The organism is Kaistia sp. SLG-1 (genome assembly GCF_059699055.1).
Genome location: NZ_AP048544.1, coordinates 2,168,001 through 2,187,941, shown reverse-complemented (window position 1 = coordinate 2,187,941; position 19,941 = coordinate 2,168,001). Strand labels below are relative to the sequence as shown.

The following is a 19,941-nucleotide window of genomic DNA, read 5'->3' as shown; positions in this document are numbered from 1 at the left end:
CGGAATGGCGTTGGCCGCACTCTATCGCCTCCGGAAGCGCTGCTTTGGGGTTTGATGACGGTCAAAACCGTGATTATCTCGGCGAGATTCGTCTCTGCCGTGATTTTCACTATCCCTCCCGCCACAAGCCGATGGATGCTCCGATGACCATCACCGACGACGATCTCGCTCGCTTCGCGGCGCAGGGTGCAGCACAGCTGCCGCTGACGGGGCGGCAGGGCTATGTCGCCCATCGCGGCGCTCGCATCTGGCAGGCGCAGTTCGGCAGCGGCGCGCCGGTGATCCTGCTGCATGGCGGGCTCGGAAACAGCGGCAATTGGGGCTACCAGGTGCCAGCGCTCACGGATGCCGGCTACGCCGTCACCGTCATCGACAGCCGTGGCCATGGCCGCAGCACGCGCGATGGCCAGCCCTACTCGTATGACCTGCTGGCCGCCGATGTCCTCGCGGTGATGGACGAGCTGGAAATCCCGAAGGCGGCGATCGTCGGCTGGAGCGACGGCGCCTGCGCCGGGCTCGCGCTGGCGCGCAGCCATCCAGAGCGCGTTTCCGGCGTGCTCTTCTTCGCCTGCAACGTCGATACGAGCGGCACCAAGCCTTTCGTGCCGACGCCGGTGATCGACAATTGTTTCAGCCGCCATGTCGGGGATTATGCGGCGCTTTCCGTGACGCCGGACGACTTCAAGGCCTTCTCCGAGGCGGTCGGCGTTATGCAGCGAACGCTGCCCGACTACAGCGCCGGCGATCTCGCTGGGATCAACGCGCCGGTCCTCGTCCTGCAGAGCGCGAACGATGAATTCATCAAGACCGAGCATGCCGAATACCTGGCCCGGACCCTGCCGCAGGGCCGCCTGCGCCTCCTCGAAGGCGTCACGCATTTCGCGCCGCTGCAGCGGCCGGATCTCTTCAACGCCGAGGTCCTCGACTTCCTGGCGGCCCTGCCCTCGGACTGACCGCATTCATTCGAGAAAGACCCGAACCGCATGGACCGCATCGACCGCGCCATCCTGAAGGCCCTGCAGGCGGATGGCCGCATCACCACGCTGGAGCTCGCCGCCAAGGTCAACCTGTCCCCGACCGCGACCGCCGACCGCGTCAAGCGCCTGACCCGCGAGGGCTACATCGAGGGCTATCACGCGCGCCTTTCGGCGGAGAAGCTGGATCTCGGCCTGCTGGTCTTCGTCGAGGTGAAGCTCGATCGCACGACGCCTGATGTGTTCGACCATTTCGCCACCGCCGTCCGCCGCGCGTCGGAGGTGATGGAATGCCACATGGTGGCGGGCGGCTTCGATTATCTGATCAAGGCCCGCGTCAGCGACATGAACGCCTACCGCGCCTTCCTCTCCGACAGCCTGCTGTCGCTCCCCGGCGTGCGCGAGACGCATACCTACGCCGTGATGGAAGAGGTCAAGAACACGGATTTGTTGCCGCTTTAGGCGGGGGGACGGGCGTTGGCAGATCGTGCAACGCTCCGATGTCCAACATCCTGAGGAGCCTTGCGCAAGCAAGGCGTCTCGAAGGACGCACGGCACAAGGGCAACTCATCCATCGCATCCGCGCTCTGCGTGCTTCGAGACGGCCCTTCGGGCCTCCTCAGCATGTTGGGGGAGGTGTTTTGCAGGGACGCCTGCATGACCAGACGCGAGCCTCCCCATGCCGCGGCTGAATGGATCCCGGGTCAAGCCCGGGATGACGGCGAGCCTGGGGTTGTCGGCGCGGCGCGCCTGAGCCGCCGGCACTGCGTGTCTCAGCCTTAGGCGCGGCAGGGTATCCAAGAAAGAATCCCAACAAAAAGCCCTCCCCCGCGGCGCGGGAGAGGGCCAACCGGTCAGGCCGATCCGATTAGAACGGCGAGTCGGGGTAGTAGAAGTCCTTGGCGTTTTCCTTCGTCACCAGCGTGGCGTCGAGGATGTAGCTGCCACGGACCGGCAGGTGGTCGTAGAGTCCGGCGGCCGTCAGGTCCATCGCGACGGCGACCATCGCCGGCGGATAGAGGATGTCGACCGGGATCATCTTGTCGCCGTCCATGACCTTCTTGATCATGTCCTTCATGCCGGCGCCGGCGATGACGAACTGGATGTCTTCGCGCTTGGCCTGGTTGATGGCCTCGAGCACGCCGACAGCCATGTCGTCGTCCTGGGTCCAGACCGCGTCGATCTGCGGGAACTTGGCCAGGTAGTCCTGCATGACCTTGAACGCGTCGTCACGGCTCCAATTGCCGAACTGGCGATCGAGAACCTTGATCTCGCTGCCGGCGATGCCCTCGTCGAAGCCCTTGTTGCGCTCTTCGTCGATGACGATCGGCAGGCCGCGGATGACGACGACGTTACCCTTGCCGTTCAGCTTTTCCTTGATGTACTCGCCGGCGACGCGGCCGAGCGCCGGGTTGTTGCCGGCGACGTAGAGGTCGGCGACCGTGTTGTCGGTGAGCGCGCGATCGACGACCGTGATGAACACGCCCTTGTCCTTGACCTGGCGGATCGGATCCGTCAGCTCGTCGGAATTGTGCGGCAGGGTGACCAGGGCGTCGATGCCCTGCGTGGTCAGGTCCTGCAGGGCGTTCGCCTGCGACGCGCCGTCCGGCGACGTCTTGACGATGACCTTGAGGCCCGGATAGCGCTGCTCGAGGCGCTTGGCCTGCTCCTGGGCGTGGTAGACGACGCCGCCGGTCCAGCCATGGTCGGCAGCCGGAATCGAGACAGCGATCGTCTTGGTTTCCTGCGCCTGGGCGAAACCGGCGACGAGCATGAGGCCCGCCGCGACGGATCCAAGTAGAAGCTTACGCATTTCTCTCTCCCTTTTTAGTCAGTCAGTGCAACTTGGGGGATTGAACTCCCCCTTCTCCCCTCACCGCTTCCGAACGAGCGAACGCTGGACCAGCATCGCGATGATGATGATCGCGCCCTGAACGGCTCCGATGAGGTATTCGCTGACGAAGTTGGACAGCACCATGATGTTGCCGACCACTTCGAGAATGAGCGCGCCGCAGATCGTGCCCCAGATGCGGCCGACGCCGCCCTTGAGCGCGGTGCCGCCGATGACGACGGCCGTGATCGCCTGCAGCTCCCAGAGCAGGCCGGTCGTCGGCGTGGCGGCGCCGAGGCGCGGCACATAGACGAGCACGGCGATGGCGACGCAGACGCCCTGGATGACGTAGGTCAGTGTGCGGACGCGGTTGACCGGGATGCCGGAATAGCGGGCGACGTCCTCGTTCGAACCGACGGCGATGACGTGCCGGCCGAACGCCGTCCGGTATAGCAGGAAGGCGCCGATCAGCGCGACCGCGAGGATGACGAGGATCGGGATGGGCACGCCGAAGAGGTTGCCGAAATAGACGGGGCGATAGGCGGCGCGCAGATCCGGCGCCTTCATGGCGATCGAGCCGCCCTCGGCGAGATAGATCGTGAGCGCGCGAAAAATGCCCATCGTGCCGAGCGTGACGATGAAGGGCTCGATCCGGCCGGCCGTGGTGATGACGCCGTTGGCGAGGCCGCAGAGCGCGCCGACGCTGACCGCCAGCAGCATGGCGACGACGAGCATCGGGATCTGGCCATCGACGACGCCGGTGTTCATGAACAGGATCATGACGCCGGCGACGAAGGCCGACATGGCGCCGACCGAAAGATCGAGGCCGCCGGCCGAGATGACGAAGGTGGCGCCGACCGCGATGATCGCGATGAAGGCGCTGCGCGTCAGCACGTTGAGCAGGTTGTCGACGCCGATGAAGTTCGGATTCACCAGCGCGCCGAGCACCAGCAGGAAAGCCAGCGCGACGAAGGGCGCGACGGCCCGGAGATCGATGTCGCCGAGCGATCGACGCGCGGCTGATTTGTTTGCCGTGGTATCGGTCATGCGTGTTCCGCCATCGAGGCGGCCTCCCTCGATGTAACACCCGTTGCGAGGACGACGATCTCGTCCTCGGTCATGCGGTCGCCCGCCACCTCGCCGACGATGCGCCCGTTGCGCATGACGAGGATGCGGTCGCAGATGCCGATCACCTCCTGCATCTCGGACGAGATGACGATGACCGATTTTCCGCTCTCTGCCAGCTCGGCGATGAACTTGTAGATCTGTTCCTTGGTGCCGATGTCGATGCCGCGGGTCGGTTCGTCGATGATGACGATCTTCGGATCGAGCAGCATCATCTTGGCAAGCAGCAGCTTCTGCTGGTTGCCGCCCGAGAGCTGGCCTGCGAGCAGATCCTTGTTGCGCGTGCGGATGTCGAATTCGGCGATCGAGTCGTCGAGCGCCTTCGCTTCCTTGCGGCGATCGATCAGCATCCCGCGCAGGAACTGGCCGAGGGCTGCCAGCGTCAGGTTGATACCGAGATTCTGCGCGAGCAGCAGGCCTTTGCCCTTCCGGTCCTCGCTCAGATAGACGATGCCGGCGCGCATGCTGTCGCGGACGCTGACGAAATTCACCGGCTTGCCGTTCAGCTTCACCTTGCCGTGCGCCGGGCGGAGGCCGACCGCGCCTTCGAGCAGCTCGGTGCGCCCGGCGCCGACCAGCCCGGCGAAGCCGAGGATCTCGCCCTGGCGGAGCTTGAACGAGGCGTCGTGCGCATAGCCGGGCACGTCCAGGCCCTCGACCTCCAGCGCATAGCCGGTAGCCGCCGTGGCGACGCGGTCGGGATAGAGCTTGGCGACGTCGCGGCCGACCATCAGCCGCGCCATGTCGACGGCTTCCAGCCCCTCGGCCGGGCGCGTGGTGATCAGCTTGCCGTCGCGCAGCACCGTCACCCGGTCGGCGATCTCCTTCACCTCCGGCAGGCGGTGCGAGATGTAGAGGACGGCGGCGCCCTTCTTCTTGATGTCGAGGATGACGCGCAGCAGCGCGTCCGTCTCGGTCAAGGTCAGCGAGGCGGTCGGCTCGTCGAAGATGACGACCCGGTGCGGCACCAGCAAAGCGCGGGCAATCTGCACCAGCTGGCGCTGGGCGATCGAAAGCCGGCCGACGACCGTCGTCGGATCGATGTCGATGCCGAGCGCGCGAACGGCTTCTGCCGCGCCCTGGTTCATCGCCTTGTCGTCGAGCGTCAGGCCCTTGCGGAGCTCGCGGCCGAGATAGATGTTCTGCGCCACGGTCAGATCGGGCGCGAGCAGGATCTCCTGGTGCACCAGGACGATGCCGCGATGTTCGGCGTCGACGGGCCCGGCCATGACGACCGGCTGCCCGTCAATCCGAAGTTCTCCCTTCGTCGGCGGCAGATGGCCGGCGAGGATCTTCATCAACGTGGATTTTCCGGCACCGTTCTCGCCGATGATGGCGTGGACCTCGCCGGGCACGAGAGACAGGTTGATGTCTCCCAGCACCTCGACGGGTCCGAACGATTTCGAAATTCCTACGGCCTCAAGGAGAGCCGGTTGCGTAGGCGTTACCATGTCTCTCCCTTCGGCGTTGGTCATCAGCCGACCTTGGTCCAGACGTTGCCGGCCTTGGAGGAGGCGACGGCGGCTTCGATGAACTGCATGCCGACCAGGCCGTCCTCGACCGTCGGATAGTTCACGGCCGGGTCGACCGCACTACCGTCACGCGCCGCATGAATGGCGCGGGCTGCTTCCGTATAGACGTTGGCGAAGCCCTCCAGATACCCCTCCGGATGGCCACCCGGCACGCGGCTGACGCGCGTGCCTTCCGCCCAGGCGCCAGCGCCGTTGCGGGTCAGAAGCTGCTTCGGCTCACCGAACTTGGTGAACCAGAGATAGTTCGGATCCGCCTGCGTCCATTCAAGGCCACCCTTGGTGCCGTAGATTCGCAGCTTCAGACCGTTCTCGTTGCCGACAGCAACCTGGCTCGCCCAGAGCATACCCTTGGCGCCGCCCTTCCACTTGAGCAGGATCTGCACGTCGTCGTCAACGAGACGGCCCTCGACGAAGGTCGAAAGCTGCGCCAGGAGCTCGTCCAGCTCCAGCCCGGAGACGTAGCAGGCGAGGTTGTAGGCGTGGGTGCCGATGTCGCCGATGCAGCCGCCGGCGCCGGTGCGGGCCGGGTCGGTGCGCCATTCGGCCTGCTTGTTGGAGCCGGAAGCCTCGGCCCGCTCGGTCAGCCAATCCTGCGGATATTCGGCCTGGATCAGGCGGATCTCGCCGAGCTCGCCGGCGGCGACCATGGCGCGGGCCTGCCGGATCATCGGATAGCCGGTGTAGTTGTGGGTCAGGGCGAAGATCTTGCCCGACGACTTCACCAGATCCACCAGCTCCTTCGCCTCGGTGACCGTCAGCGTCATCGGCTTGTCGCAGATGACGTGGATGCCGGCGTTCAGGAACGCCTTGGCGGCCGGTGCGTGCACATGGTTCGGCGTGACGATCGCGACGGCTTCGATGCCGTCCGGACGCGCGGCCTCGGCCTTGGCCATTTCCTCGTACGAGGCGTAGGAGCGGTCCGCGGCGATGCCGAGGTCCTTGGCCGACGCGCTAGCGCGGGCCGGATCCGACGACAGCGCGCCGGCGACGAGCTCATACTGGTCGTCCATGCGGGCCGCGATGCGGTGCACGGCGCCGATGAACGCGCCCTGCCCGCCGCCGACCATGCCGAGGCGGATGCGACGGCTGGTGGCTTCTTCCTTGCTGGCTCCGATTGCCATGATCTACTCCAATTCCTGCTACGTTGCCTGTGGGGGTCAGGCGATGCCGAGAATGCGGCGGTTGGCCGCCTCGTCGGTGCCGGCGCCGGCGAAATCGTCGAAGGCGTGCTCGGTGACGCGGATGATGTGGTGCTTGATGAACTCGGCGCCCTCGCGCGCACCGTCTTCCGGATGCTTCAGCGCGCATTCCCACTCGAGCACGGCCCAGCTGTCATAGTCGTAGGCCGTCAGCTTCGAGAAGATCGCGCCGAAATCGACCTGGCCGTCGCCCAGCGAACGGAAGCGGCCGGCGCGGTTCACCCAGCTCTGGTAGCCGCCATAAACGCCCTGGCGGCCGGTCGGGTTGAACTCGGCGTCCTTCACGTGGAAGGCCTTGATGCGCTCGTGATAGATGTCGATGTAGTCGAGATAGTCGAGCTGCTGCAGCACGAAGTGCGAGGGATCGTAGAGCAGGTTGGCGCGCGGGTGGTTCTTCACCTCGTCGAGGAACATCTCGAAGGTGATGCCGTCATGCAGATCCTCGCTCGGATGGATCTCGTAGGCGACGTCGACGCCGTTCTCCTCGAACACGTCGAGGATCGGGGTCCAGCGACGGCCAAGCTCGGCGAACGCCTCCTCGACCAGGCCGGCCGGGCGCTGCGGGAACGGATAGAGGAACGGCCAGGCCAGCGCGCCCGAGAAGGTCGGATGTGCCTTGAGGCCGAGGTTCTTCGAGGCGCGGGCGGCGCGCTTCACGTGGTCGACGGCCCACTCCTGGCGCGCCTTCGGATTGCCGCGCACGGCGGGAACCGCGAAGCCGTCCATCAGTTCGTCATAGACCGGATGCACGGCGACCAGCTGGCCAATGATGTGCGAGGCGAGCTCGGTGATCTCGAGGCCATGCTTGGCGGCGGTGCCGGCCAGCTCGTCGCAGTAATCCTTCGATTCCGACGCCTTGTTGAGATCGATCAGGCGGCTGTCCCAGGTCGGGATCTGGACGCCCTTGTAGCCGAGCGAGGAGGCCCATCCGCAGATCGCGTCGAACGAGTTGAACGGCGCGGCGTCACCGGCGAACTGCGCCAGGAAAATGGCGGGTCCCTTGATCGTCTTCATCGAAAGTCTCCTTCGGGTCTGTCGTCTCGGGCTGACGCCCTCGGTCGGTGGAAGCCTGGTCGGTTGAAGTCTGGACACGCCCCTAGGGCACGTTGTCCCGGATGAAAATATCGATCTTGATGCGTTCCTGGCCGGGAACGATCTCCATGCCCTCGCGCATCGCGAGCAGGATGCGCGCGGTGCTGCGGGCCATGTGGCCGGGATCCTGGTTGATGATCGCGTCGATGGGGCCTCGGATGAGATGGCGACGGTTGAAGGCCGTCAGCTCGTGCGCCACGAAGACGATGTCGCGGGTCCGGCCGGCGCTTTCGAGCGCGGCGACGATGCCGGGCGTGCCGCCGCCGACATTGTAGACGCCGACGAGATCGTCATGCTCGGCGAGCAGCGCCTCGGCGGCCGATCGCACGCGCTCGTCCTCGTCGCGCCCCTCGCGCACCGGCAGCACTTCGAGATTGGGATATTCGCGGGCGACGATCTGCTCGAAGCCGTACTGGCGCTCGATGTGATCGCGCAGCGCCAGCGATCCGGCGATCAGCCCGACCTTGCCCTGCCGCCGGCCGAGGAACCGCCCGAGCAGGCTCGCCGCCGTGCGTCCGGCGGCGTAGTTGTCGATGCCAACGAAATGCGAGCGGCGCGTTCCCGGCAGGTCAGAAACCAGCGTCACCACGGTGATGCCCTGGGCGACGATCGTATTGATCGCCTCGGCGACGGCCGGATGGTCGAGCGCCACGACGGCGAGGCCGTCAATGTCGGTGGGAAGCTTTTCCAGCGCCGTCGCCAGCGCCTCGCCGTCGAAGACATCGACCTGGGTGATGTTGAGCAGGACCCGCTCGTGCACATAGCGCTCGGCGGTGGCGCGAAACTCGGTTTCGAGCACGCGCATGAACTCGTTCGTCCCGCTGGGAAGCAGGATTTCGAAACGATAGTCGCGGCCGCGCGCCAGGCGCGACGCCATCCGATCCGGCTGATAATTCAGCCGATCGACAGCGGTCTGCACCTTCTCGACCGTTCGCGCATGGACGCCGGCTCTCCCGTTCAGCACGCGATCCACGGTCGCGAGACTGACACCGGCCTCCCGGGCGACGTCTTGCAGCGTCGTCTTGCCCACGAGGTATTCCTCCCGCCTGATGAAATATCATCAGGAAATGAGGTAGGCAACTCAGAGTTTGCAATTGACGTCTACGGAAGCGTGGACAGCGTGAACTGGCCCTCCAGAATGACCTTGTCGAAGTCGCTGATCAGCAGGTCGATCCGGATCTTCCAGTCGGGCGTGCCCGTGAGCCCCGCCACTGACGCGCGCCAGCGGCCATCCTCGCCCGGCTCCGCCGGCACGCGGATCGGCTCCATTCCACCATTGGACGGCGCCAGGGAAACACTGATCTCCCGAGGCTTGAAGGGCACGCCATCGGCGTCGAGCGGGTCGATGTCGACCGTGGCGGCGCCCGAGGCATGCGGCGTCAGCACGAACTCGGCCATCGCCTTCTCGCCATGGAGATGCAGCTCGATCGGCGGCAGCGCCGCGTCGAGTGTGCGCGGCGGCGGCGTGAAGCGCCAGCCGGCCACGAGCCCGAAGACGATGACGACCAGGGCGAGTTCCGCCGCGATCGAGCGGACCAGGCGGCGCGTCGCGCGCTCGTCACCGAGGACAACGGGCCGGGTCAGCGCGAGCCGGTTGTGCACGGCAAGGACCAGCACAAGCGCCACGACGCCGAGCTTCAGGGCCAGGATGCGGCCATAGCCGGTCGTCCAGAACGCTTCGAAAGCACCCATCTGCACGATGGCGATGACGATGCCCGAAACGAGGAGGATGGCGAAGACGAAAGGAACGATCCGCGAAAACCGCACGAGTATCGCCCGACCACGACCGGCATGCAGCGCTACCGCTAGCGGCAACAGCGCACCCGCCCACCAGGCGATGGCGCCGGCATGCAGGAAGACCAGCGGCCGCATCAGCCATTGCGGCGCGGCGGCCGAGGCATGGCCGGTTGCGGCCAGCGCCAGCCCCGGCGCCAGCATGGCGATGGCGGCAAGCGCGCGGCGCGGACCGAGCGCCGAGGTGCGCAATGCAACGATGCCGAGCACCGACGCGATCACGGCGATGACAGCCGTGCGCCCGAAACTGGTGGAAAGGCCGGTCGCCCAGACGTCGCGGTTTGCAAGCCCCGACAGCGGCAGGTCGAGCGCATCGAGGCCCTGTGAACCGAGACCGACGACGGCCGAGACGACGCCGAGGCCGAGCAAGGCCGTCCAGATGCTGCGCAAGACGCCCGGCCGGATCGGCGCGCGCGACGACCACGCCGCGAAGAACACGCCGCCGATGCCGAGGAAGAGCGCCGAATAGAGCCCGACCCGGGCGAGCCACAGGCCGAGGGCGATATCGAGGGAGGCGACCTCGGTCGCCGCCGAACCGACGGTTCCGCTGGCGGCGCCGACCGAGAAGACCAGCGTACCGCCGATCGGATGGCCATCCTCGGAGACGACCCGCCAGCTGACGACATGGGTGCCCTGCCCCAGCTCCGCCGGCAGCGGCAGGATCAGCCGGACGCCGTCGCTGCGCGCGCCGGCGAGGTCGGTCGCGGCGACGCCCGGCGACAGCAGGCGGAACACCAGCGGCGCCACCGCCTCGCTGAAGGTCAGCTCGACCGTGTCGGGCGAGGTTGGCAGAATACTGCCGGCGGCGGGCTCGCTCGCCACCAGCGCCGCATGCGCCGACGCTTCTCGCGGCGCCAGCGGCGCCGCGAGGAGGATCAGGGCGAGGCACAGAAGAAGGCCACGCAGGGACATCCCTCAGCCCTTCGGCGAGAGCGTCACGGCCGGCGCAGGCTGCTCGTAGTCGTCCGCCGACTTGCCCGCCGCCGGAATCTCGATCCAGCGCTCGCTGCCCTTCTCGCATTCCTGCACGACGGGGAAATAGAGCGGGCCGGCCGGGAGTTCGCCGGTCAGGTAGGTGCGGAAGGCAAACTCGTCATAGAAGTCGTCCGGCAGGCTGCCGCCCGACCAGACGATCTCCTTCACGCCTTCCGACACCTTGGCGCCCCAGAGGTCGTAGGTCTTGGCGTAGGCGCCCTTGACGGTCTCGACCGTCCAGCCGGGCTTCGGCTGCGGCTTGACGTTGATGACGCCCTCGGGGATCTGGACACGCAGCTTGACGGTCGGCGAGCCGGCGCAACCATGGCCGACCTGCAGCACGGCCTTGTAGCTCGTGCCGAGCTTGGCCTCCTGGGTTGCGAGCGTCACGTGGGCGGAAGCCGCGGAAGCGGACAGAAACAGGACGCCAGCGGCGCCAGCGAACAGAAGCTTGTTCATGAAATTCACCTGAAATCGCAATGCATTGCCGGTGCGGAGCCGCGCCGGCGCGAGACGACCGCCCGAGGGGACGGCCGGCGATTTCAGGCGAGCGGAGGCCCGCGCGCGTCGGGAAGGAAGACCAGCGCCGCCCCGGCATCGATCGACTGGACGGCGGGCAGCAGCGTGAAGGCGACCGGCAGCGCGGGCTGCGAAACCGGCAACGCCGGCGCCGGCCCGAACGCCTTGGCGACCTGCGACAGCACGCAGATATCGCAGGCGCTGACCTTCGTTCCCTTGGCGGGATCCGTTTGTTCGCCGGCCGGAAGGCAGAGAATGGTCAGGCCGCTGCGGTCACCCAGCGCCAGCCGGGCCTCGGCGCTGGCATGCACCGGCGCGAGCAGCGTCAGGATGAGAATGGCCAGAACGCCGAAGGCGCTCCCCACCTCTCCTGCCAGCTGTCGCCAGGAATTTGCCATGCACCGCCCCTGCGAGCCGAACGCCCGATCTGCCGGTCGCAGTGTTACAGAGCTTCGCCGCATCCGGCCAGTGCGACGCATTGGCTTGGATGCCCCATCCGCGGAAAGGTTTCCCGACTTTCAGGGGAATTCCGGCTTTGCCATAGCGAGCCCCAGCCGAAGCCCCTAGATTAGAGATCTACTGAACTGGCTGATCCGAGGCCGGTCGCGCGGGAGACTTCCTTGATGAAAACCGACACCGCCGCTTTCCGGCTCGAAGACTACCGCGCTCCGGCCTTCACCATCGACAGGGTCGCGCTGAACTTCGTCCTGGCCCCCAAGGCGACGCGCGTCACCGCCACGCTTTCGATCCGGCCGAACACGGAAGAGGCAGCGAGCGGCAAGCTGGAACTCATCGGCGACGAGACCGTCCTGAAGGGCCTGAAGCTCGACGGCGGCCCCCTCCCCGCCGACCGCTATGTGGCGACGCCCGATCTCCTGACGATCACCGGCGTGCCGAACGCGCCGTTCACGCTGGAGATCGAGACCGAGGTCGACGCCGACGCCAACACCAAGCTGATGGGCCTCTATCGCAGCAGCGGCACCTATTGCACGCAGTGCGAGGCGGAAGGCTTCCGCCGCATCACCTATTTCCTCGACCGGCCGGACGTGCTCGCCGTCTACACCACGCGCATCGAAGCCTCGAAGATCGATGCACCGGTCTTGCTCGCCAACGGCAATCCGGTCGAGAGCGGCGACATCCCCGGCACCGACCGCCATTTCGCCGTCTGGCACGACCCCTTCCCCAAGCCGTCCTACCTGTTCGCCATGGTCGCCGGCGACCTCGGCGTCATCACCGACAGCTTCACGACCCTGTCGGGCCGCGACGTCGAGCTGCGCATCTATTGCGAGCACGGCAAGGAAGAACGCTGCGCCTATGCCATGGACGCGCTGAAGCGCTCGATGAAGTGGGACGAGGACGTCTTCGGCCTGGAATACGACCTCGACATCTTCGTCATCGTCGCCGTGTCGGATTTCAACATGGGCGCGATGGAGAACAAGGGTCTCAACATCTTCAACGACAAGTACGTCCTTGCCGATCCGGATACCGCGACCGATGCCGACTACGCCAATGTCGAGGGCGTCATCGCGCACGAGTATTTCCACAACTGGACGGGCAACCGCATCACCTGCCGCGACTGGTTCCAGCTCTGCCTGAAGGAAGGGCTGACCGTCTTCCGCGACCAGGAGTTTTCGTCCGACATGCGCTCGCGCGCGGTCAAACGGATCGCCGACGTGCGCACGCTGCAGGCACGGCAGTTCCCGGAGGATGGCGGCCCGCTCGCCCATCCGGTCCGCCCCGAGATCTATCATGAAATCAGCAACTTCTACACGCCGACCGTGTACGAGAAGGGCGCCGAGGTCGTGCGCATGCTGAAGACGATCCTCGGCCCCGAGGATTTCCGCAAGGGCATGGATCTCTATTTCGAGCGCCATGACGGCGAGGCGGCGACGGTCGAGGATTTCCTCGCCAGCTTCGCCGATGCGGCCGGCGTCGACCTCGCCCAGTTCCACCTCTGGTACACGCAGGCCGGCACGCCGCAGATCATCGCCAAGGGCGACTATGACGCCGCCGCCCGGACCTATCGCCTGTCCCTCACGCAGAGCGTACCGGCGACCCCCGGGCAGACCATGAAGAAGCCGATGCACACCCCGATCCGCTTCGGCCTGATGGGGCCGAACGGCGAGGATCTCGGCTATGAGGAGGTCCGCGGCGGACGCGTCGAGAACGACGTCATCCACCTGACGGAGACGAGCCAGACACTGACCTTCGAGGGCGTCGGTGCGCGGCCGGTGCCGTCGCTCCTGCGCGGCTTCTCCGCGCCGGTCCGCCTCGCCATCGACATCTCGACGGCCGACCTCCTGTTCCAGGTCCGCGCTGACAGCGACCCGTTCAACCGCTGGCAGGCGGCGCAGACGCTGGCGATGCGCAACCTGATCGCCGGCACCGCCGACCAGATCAAGGGCCGCCCCGCCCATGTCGAGCCCGCCCTGATCGAGGCGCTCGGCGAGGTCCTCGACAACGAGCTGCTGGAGCCGGCCTTCCGCGCCCAGGTGCTGCAATTGCCGAGCGAGGCGGACATCGCCCGCGAGCTCGGCCACGACGTTGACCCGGACGCCATCGCGGCGGCGCGCCGCGCCCTGCGGCTCTCCATCGCCACGGGCCTGGAGGATCGCCTCAGCCGCCGCTACGAGGCGCTCTCGACCGAGGCCGGCGCCTATGCGCCGGACGCCGGCAGCGCCGGCCGGCGGGCGCTGCGCAACACCCTGCTCGACCTCCTGCTCGCCACCCGCTCGCAATCGGCGGTCGACCGGGCGCTGCGCCATTTCGAGGGCGCCAGCAACATGACGGACCGGCTGGCGGCGGTCGGCGTGCTTTCGCAGGCGGCGCTGCCGGAGCGCCGCGCCGTCCTGAACGCCTTCCACGACCGCTACGCCGACGACGCCCTCGTGCTCGACAAGTGGCTGATGCTCGAGGCGACGGTTCCCTCGTCGGAAACGCTCGACCGCGTGCAGGCGCTGCTGCGCCACCCCTCCTACGCGGCGAACAATCCGAACCGGATCCGGGCCCTCGTCGGCAGCTTCGCCGGCGCCAACCAGACCCAGTTCAACCGCATCGACGGCGCCGGCTACGAGTTCCTCACCGACTTCGCGCTCGACCTCGACAAGCGCAACCCGCAGACGACGTCGCGGCTCCTGGTCAGCTTCCGGTCGTGGCGCGCGCTGGAGCCGGTGCGGCGCGGTCATGCCGAGGCGGCCTTGAAGCGGATCGCCGCGGCGAAAGCCCTCTCGCCGGACACGCGCGACATCGTCACACGGACCCTCGCCTGAGCATAAAAAGCTAGAAAATCCGCCATTCCTGGCATACAAACCGCCGCTCCGGACACGCCTCCGGCGCGGCCTGAAAATTATGCTTAACGAAACCCTAATGCCGTCTGGACAATGTGATTCGCGTCGATTCAAATGGGGGTGATTCGGGGCAAGGGACTGGCCCGATGACAGCGGGTACCAGGGGGCCGAGATGGCGCGGGCAGAGACAGCCAGTGCGTCTGCGAGCGAGCGCATGCCTATTGCCGGGATGTTGTTTCGACGCAAGCAGATGATCAAAGGTCACGCGAGGCTGCTCGCGAAACCGGCCTACGAAAAGCTCGTCTCGTCCGAGCCGATCCTGCGCCGCTGCATCCCCGTGCTCATCATCATCTTCCTGCTGATCGTCGCCCTCGCGCGCTTCATGCAGCTGTACGACCTCCGCATGGAGCGCGAGAACCAGTCGCGCGACATGATGGGCATGGTCGCGAGCTATCTCGCGCAGTCGCTCGACCAGATCGAGCCGACGCTGTCGAACGACCGCTACCAGATGGCCGTCCAGAACGCGCTCGACAACGCCCTGCCGCCGAGCGCCTCCAACACCGGCGAGCGGGTCTATGTCGCCGACACCAACGGCCGCATCATCGCCACCGCGCCGCGCTCGCCGATGGAAGAGGAACGCAGCTTCACCGAAGTGATCTCCGGCGCGCAGCCGCTCGTCATCTTCGGTGACCGCGCCGGCGTCCTCAAGGTCACCGTCGACGGCGACCAGCCGGCGCTCGCCACGCTCCGCCACCTGAACGGTCGCCTCGGCTTCGTCGCCGTCGCCACCCCGCTGACCGCCATCTATCGCGACTGGCGCGCCGATGTCTCGCTCAACGTCTCGGTCTTCGTCGGCACCAGCGGCATCCTGCTGGTGATCCTGTACGGCTATTTCTCGCAGTCGGCGCGCGCCCAGGAAGCCGACATCATCTACCAGGAGACCTATGACCGCTTCGACACGGCGCTCCGCCGCGGCCGCTGCGGCCTGTGGGACTGGGACGTCGCGCGCGGCCGCCTGTTCTGGTCGAAATCCATGTTCGAACTTGTGGGCATGGCGCCACGGGACACGCTGCTCGGCTTCGGCGAGGTCAACGAGCTCGTCCACCCGGAAGACGGCGACCTGATGAACCTGGTCGAGGCGCTCTACGAGGCGAACGAGACGACCGTCGACCGCATGTTCCGCATGCGCAAGGCCGACGGCAGCTATGTCTGGCTGCGCATCCGCGTCGAGCTGGTCGGCGCCGACGGCACCGAGCCGCACCTGATCGGCATCGCCGTCGACGTCACCGAACAGATGCGCCTCGCCGAGAGCTCGCGCACCGCCGACATCCGCCTGCGCGACGCGATCGAGACGATCTCGGAGGCCTTCGTGCTCTGGGACATCGAGAACAAGCTCGTCATGTGCAACTCGAAGTACCAGCAGCTGCACGGGATTCCGGATGCCGTCCTGCAGCCCGGCACGCCCTATGCCGAGGTCATTGCGGCCGGCCACCAGCCGGTGGTGCGGGCGCAGGTCCCGTCCGAAGGCCGCGCCGAGGAAGGCGCCCGCTCCTTCGAGGCGCAGCTCAATGACGGCCGCTGGCTGCAGATCAGCGAGCGCCGCACCAAGGATGGCGGTTTCGTCTCCGTCGGCACCGACATCACGACGATCAAGCGCCACGAGGAAAAGCTGATCGACGGCGAGCGCCGCCTGATGGCGACCATCGCCGACCTCCGCCAGTCGCGCCAGAAGCTGGAGCAGCAGGCGCAGGAGATGGTCGAGCTCGCCGAGAAGTATTCGGAGCAGAAGGATCGCGCCGAGGCGGCCAACCGCACCAAGTCCGAATTCCTCGCCAATATCAGCCACGAGCTGCGCACGCCGCTCAACGCCATCATCGGCTTCTCGGAGATCATGCAGTCGGGGCTGTTCGGCCCGCTCGGCTCGCCGAAATACGGCGAGTACTGCCAGGACATCAACGCCAGCGGCAATTTCCTGCTGAACGTCATCAACGACGTCCTCGACATGGCCCGGATCGAAGCCGGCCGCATGACGCTCGACATGGAACCGCTGATGCTGGACCAGATCGTCGACGAGGCCGCCCGGGTGATGACGCCGGAAGCCGCGGCGCGCAAGGTCACCATCGCGGCCGACCTGGAGAACACGCTCAGCCTGCATGCCGACCGGCGCGCGGTGAAGCAGATGGTGCTCAACCTCCTGTCGAACGCGGTGAAGTTCACGCCGGAGAACGGCCATATCAGCGTCCGCGCCCGCAAGATCGGCAGCGCCGTCACGCTGACCATCGAGGACAACGGCATCGGCATTCCGAAGGAAGCGCTGAAGAAGCTCGGCCAGCCCTTCGAACAGGTGCAGAACCAGTTCACCAAGAGCCACAAGGGCTCGGGCCTCGGCCTCGCCATCACCCGCTCGCTGGCGGAGCTGCATGGCGGCGCGATGCGCATCCGCAGCCAGGAGGGCAAGGGCACGATCGTCTCGATCCGCCTGCCGCTGATGCAGACGGCGCAGCTCGAGCCCCCGACCGGCGCCTCGGCCGGCGTCGCTCTCCGGCTCGGCGCTTCGGCCGAACCTTCCCGCTGACCATCAGCCTATGCGGGAAGCCAGCGACGCGTGACGCGTCGCTAGGCTCTCTTGCTCTTGCGAACCTTGCCGATGATGCGCTCGAAGGCGGCGCGGACGTCCTTCTGCGTCGCCTGGACATGGGCGTCGAGGGTCGCGAAGTCAGGCAGCTCGCCGGCGCGCGACAGGAGGCCGAGCAGGCCGCGCGGCGCCTCGGCCGGGTTGAACGGGCCGTCGACGCTGAGCCGCAGGATCAGCACCAGCTTCTGATAGAGCCGGAGCGCCGGCAGCAGGATCTCCGCCTCGGTCGCCGGCAGCAGCCCGGCGCGCGAGGCGGCCGCGAGCGATACCTCGGTCTCGACATCGAGGATCTCCGGATGCGCGGCGCCATGCACGAGCTGCAGGTACTGGGTGATGAACTCGATGTCGATCTGGCCGCCCGGCACCTGCTTCAGGTCCCATGGCCCCTCGGCCGTCTTCTCGACCTCCAGCAGCGCGCGCATTTCCAGAACGTCGCGCTGGACCTTCTTCTGGTCGTGCGGCGTGGAGAGGATGGCGCGAACATCGGCCACGGCGGCCGCGATCAAGCTCTCGTCGCCGCCGATCGGCCGCGCCCGCGTCAGCGCCATGTGCTCCCAGGTCCAGGCCTCCTTGGTCTGGTATTCGACGAAGGAGCGGATATGGGTGGCGAGCGGCCCGGAATTGCCGGAAGGCCGCAGGCGGAAATCGACCTCGTAGAGCGAGCCCTCGGCGGTCGGCGCGGAGATCGCCGCGATCAGGCGCTGCGTCAGCCGCGCGAAATACTGACTGCCGGAGAGCGGCCGTGCGCCGTTCGAGCCCGTCTCGCTATCGGGAAAATCATAGAGCAGGATGAGATCGAGATCCGACGACGCCGTCATCTCGCGCCCGCCGAACTTGCCCATCGCCAGCAGCGCGATCCGGCTCTGCGGGATCGTGCCGTGCTGCGCCTCGAGCGCCTTGCGGACATGCTCCAGCAGGGTCGAGACGAGAAGGTCGGCGAGGTCGGCATAGGCGAAGCCGGCGGCGCGCGTGCTGACCGAGCCGGCGACGACGCGGACGCCGATCAGGAAACCCTGCTCCTTGCCGAAGATGCGCGCCCGGTCGAGCACGTCCTCCAGCGATTCCGCCTCGGCGAGGCTGGCGTCGAGCCGGGCGGCAAGGATCGCCCTATCCGGCAGGCGGCCGAAGAAGGCGGGGTCGAGCACCGCGTCGAGAACGTGCGGCCGCGCCGTGACGATCTCCGCCAGGCGCGGCGCCGTGCCCATGATGGTGGTGAGAAGGTTCAACAGGCCAGGATTCGAGCTCAGAAGCGCGAACAGCTGGACGCCGGCCGGCAGGCGGGCGAGGAAGCGGTCGAAGGCGTTGAAGGCGGCGTCGGCGTTGTCGGTCGACGACAGCGCCTCGAGCAGCGCCGGGGTAATCTCGGTCAGCCGCTCGCGCGCGGCGGCCGAGCGCATCGCCGGATAGCGGCCGAAATGCCAGCCGCGGATCGTCCGGCTCACCTCGCGCGGATTGCGGTAGCCGAGGCTCGCTAGCGTCGCCACCGTCTCCGGATCCTCGTCGTCGCCGGTGAAGACGAGACTACCGAGCGAGGAGGAAAGCGGCGGCGCCGCCTCGAACAGCTGGATATAGTGATCGCGCACCTTCTCCAGCGTCGCGACCAGATCCTTGGAGAAGGCCTTCACCGTCCGGTAGCCCATCAGGCGCGCGATGACCTCCAGCCCCTCCTCCGTCTCGGGGAGCGTGTGGGTCTGCTCGTCGGCGATCATCTGCAGGCGGTGCTCGATGGCGCGCAGGAAGCGATAGCAGCGCGCCAGTTCCTCCGCCGTCTCCGGCGCGATCCAGCCCTTGGCGGCGAGGATATCCAGCATGTCGAGCGTGCGTCGCCCCCGCAGTTCGCGGTCGCGGCCACCGGCGATCAGCTGCTGGGTCTGGACGAAGAACTCGATCTCGCGGATGCCGCCGCGCCCGAGCTTGATGTTGTGGCCGGCGACCGCCACCTGCTCGTGGCCGCGATGATCATGGATCTGGCGCTTGATCGAGTGGATGTCGGCGATCGCCGCGAAGTCGAGATATTTGCGCCAGATGAAAGGCGCCAACTCGGCCAGGAAATCGTCGCCGGCCGCGATGTCGCCGGCAAACGGCCGCGCCTTGATCATGGCGGCGCGTTCCCAGTTCTGGCCGCTCGCCTCGTAATAGAGGAAGGCAGCCGGCGTCGAGATCGCCACCTGGGTGGAGCCCGGGTCGGGACGAAGCCGCAAATCCGTGCGGAAGACGTAGCCGTCGCTCGTCCGCTCCTGCAGGATCTTGACCAGCCGGCGGGTCATGCGGACGAACAGCGCGCCGATCTCGTCGCGATCGGTCGGCTGCGCGCGCTCCGGATCGAAGAGCACGATCAGGTCGATGTCGCTCGAATAGTTGAGCTCGCGCGCGCCGCACTTGCCCATGCCGAGCAGGATCCAGCCGGAATCGCGCGACGGCTCGTCGGGATGCGGCAGGCGCAGCTTGCCGGCCTGGTGGGCGTCGGCGAGCAGGAAATCCACGGTCGCGGCGACGGCGGTCTCGGCGAATGTCGTCAGCGCGCCGGTGACGCGGTCTACCGACCAGACGCTGCCGAGATCGGCGAGGCCGACGAGCAGCGCCACCTCGGCCCGCGCCCGGCGCAGCGTCGTCATCAGGCTCGCTTCGTCGGTGTCGCGCCACGACGCGGCGACGGCGGCCATCAGATCGGCGAAACGGCTTTCGGGGTTCTCCGCCAGAATGCCGACGAGGCGCTTCCCGTCGTCGAGCGCGATCTGGCGCAGGAAGGGCGAGGCATCGAAGACGGCGGCGAGGAACGGACCGAGCCCGGCATGCGCGTGCAGCAGTTCGGCAAAAGCCGGGCCGGCGCCCGCTTCCTTGGCGGCGACCTGCAGATCGCCGAGGATCTCGCGGCTGCGCGCCGCCTTGGGCGGTCGCAGATCGGCGGCGATGGCGGCGGCGAGCGGAAGACCGGACGGCTCGGCCATCGATCTCGTTTTGCGTACAGCCATCGCACG

At 67.1% G+C, this 19,941-nt stretch carries 14 protein-coding genes; 4 read left to right on the top strand and 10 right to left on the bottom strand.

Going from position 1 to position 19,941, the window contains the following annotated elements; all coding sequences use genetic code 11:
• The first annotated feature begins 143 nt into the window (after positions 1–143).
• Together AC6HZP_RS09810 and AC6HZP_RS09805 are read left to right on the top strand one after the other, a co-directional pair.
• Entirely contained in the window at positions 144–953 is an 810-nt protein-coding gene (locus AC6HZP_RS09810) for an alpha/beta fold hydrolase (protein WP_497526404.1), read from the top strand.
• A 30-nt stretch (positions 954–983) separates the two neighbouring features.
• On the top strand, positions 984–1,436 hold the full coding sequence (locus tag AC6HZP_RS09805) for an Lrp/AsnC ligand binding domain-containing protein (RefSeq protein ID WP_201403381.1): 453 nt from the start codon (positions 984–986) through the stop codon (positions 1,434–1,436).
• Positions 1,437–1,842: 406 nt separating this feature from the next.
• Here AC6HZP_RS09805 and AC6HZP_RS09800 read toward each other — a convergent pair whose 3' ends face one another.
• The 9 genes from AC6HZP_RS09800 to AC6HZP_RS09760 form a co-directional block, all read right to left on the bottom strand.
• Complete coding sequence (locus tag AC6HZP_RS09800) at positions 1,843–2,787, bottom strand: ABC transporter substrate-binding protein (RefSeq protein WP_497526403.1); 945 nt, start codon at positions 2,785–2,787, stop codon at positions 1,843–1,845.
• Positions 2,788–2,847: 60 nt separating this feature from the next.
• Positions 2,848–3,852 carry an ABC transporter permease gene (locus tag AC6HZP_RS09795; RefSeq protein ID WP_201403379.1) on the bottom strand — a complete coding sequence of 335 codons (1,005 nt, stop codon included), beginning with the start codon at positions 3,850–3,852 and terminating at the stop codon, positions 2,848–2,850.
• Entirely contained in the window at positions 3,849–5,381 is a 1,533-nt protein-coding gene (locus AC6HZP_RS09790) for a sugar ABC transporter ATP-binding protein (protein ID WP_497526402.1), read from the bottom strand. The genes AC6HZP_RS09795 and AC6HZP_RS09790 overlap by 4 nt, the downstream gene beginning before the upstream one ends.
• 23 nt (positions 5,382–5,404) lie before the next feature.
• Positions 5,405–6,583, bottom strand: a complete 1,179-nt coding sequence (locus AC6HZP_RS09785) for a Gfo/Idh/MocA family protein (RefSeq protein ID WP_497526401.1) — start codon at positions 6,581–6,583, stop codon at positions 5,405–5,407.
• 36 nt (positions 6,584–6,619) lie between these two features.
• On the bottom strand, positions 6,620–7,675 hold the full coding sequence (locus AC6HZP_RS09780; protein ID WP_201403376.1) for a sugar phosphate isomerase/epimerase family protein: 1,056 nt from the start codon (positions 7,673–7,675) through the stop codon (positions 6,620–6,622).
• 82 nt (positions 7,676–7,757) lie between these two features.
• Positions 7,758–8,783, bottom strand: coding sequence for a LacI family DNA-binding transcriptional regulator (locus AC6HZP_RS09775; RefSeq protein ID WP_497526400.1), 1,026 nt, complete (start codon positions 8,781–8,783; stop codon positions 7,758–7,760).
• A 71-nt stretch (positions 8,784–8,854) separates the two neighbouring features.
• On the bottom strand, positions 8,855–10,459 hold the full coding sequence (locus AC6HZP_RS09770; protein ID WP_497526399.1) for a copper resistance CopC/CopD family protein: 1,605 nt from the start codon (positions 10,457–10,459) through the stop codon (positions 8,855–8,857).
• A gap of 3 nt (positions 10,460–10,462) precedes the next feature.
• Complete coding sequence (locus AC6HZP_RS09765; protein WP_497526398.1) at positions 10,463–10,981, bottom strand: YcnI family copper-binding membrane protein; 519 nt, start codon at positions 10,979–10,981, stop codon at positions 10,463–10,465.
• Positions 10,982–11,064: 83 nt separating this feature from the next.
• Positions 11,065–11,439 (bottom strand): hypothetical protein, encoded by a 375-nt coding sequence (locus AC6HZP_RS09760; protein WP_497526397.1) that lies wholly within the window; start codon positions 11,437–11,439, stop codon positions 11,065–11,067.
• 225 nt (positions 11,440–11,664) lie between these two features.
• Between AC6HZP_RS09760 and pepN the strand changes: the two genes are divergently transcribed.
• Positions 11,665–14,310 (top strand): aminopeptidase N, encoded by a 2,646-nt coding sequence (pepN, locus tag AC6HZP_RS09755; protein ID WP_497526396.1) that lies wholly within the window; start codon positions 11,665–11,667, stop codon positions 14,308–14,310.
• Between the two features lie 247 nt (positions 14,311–14,557).
• Positions 14,558–16,903 carry a PAS domain-containing sensor histidine kinase gene (locus tag AC6HZP_RS09750; RefSeq protein WP_497526775.1) on the top strand — a complete coding sequence of 782 codons (2,346 nt, stop codon included), beginning with the start codon at positions 14,558–14,560 and terminating at the stop codon, positions 16,901–16,903.
• A gap of 41 nt (positions 16,904–16,944) precedes the next feature.
• On the opposite strand, the gene AC6HZP_RS09745 is transcribed toward AC6HZP_RS09750, so the two are convergent.
• The gene (locus AC6HZP_RS09745) at positions 16,945–19,935 is read right to left on the bottom strand and encodes a bifunctional [glutamine synthetase] adenylyltransferase/[glutamine synthetase]-adenylyl-L-tyrosine phosphorylase (RefSeq protein WP_497526395.1); all 2,991 of its coding nucleotides are present in this window, start codon (positions 19,933–19,935) and stop codon (positions 16,945–16,947) included.
• Positions 19,936–19,941 lie beyond the last annotated feature (6 nt).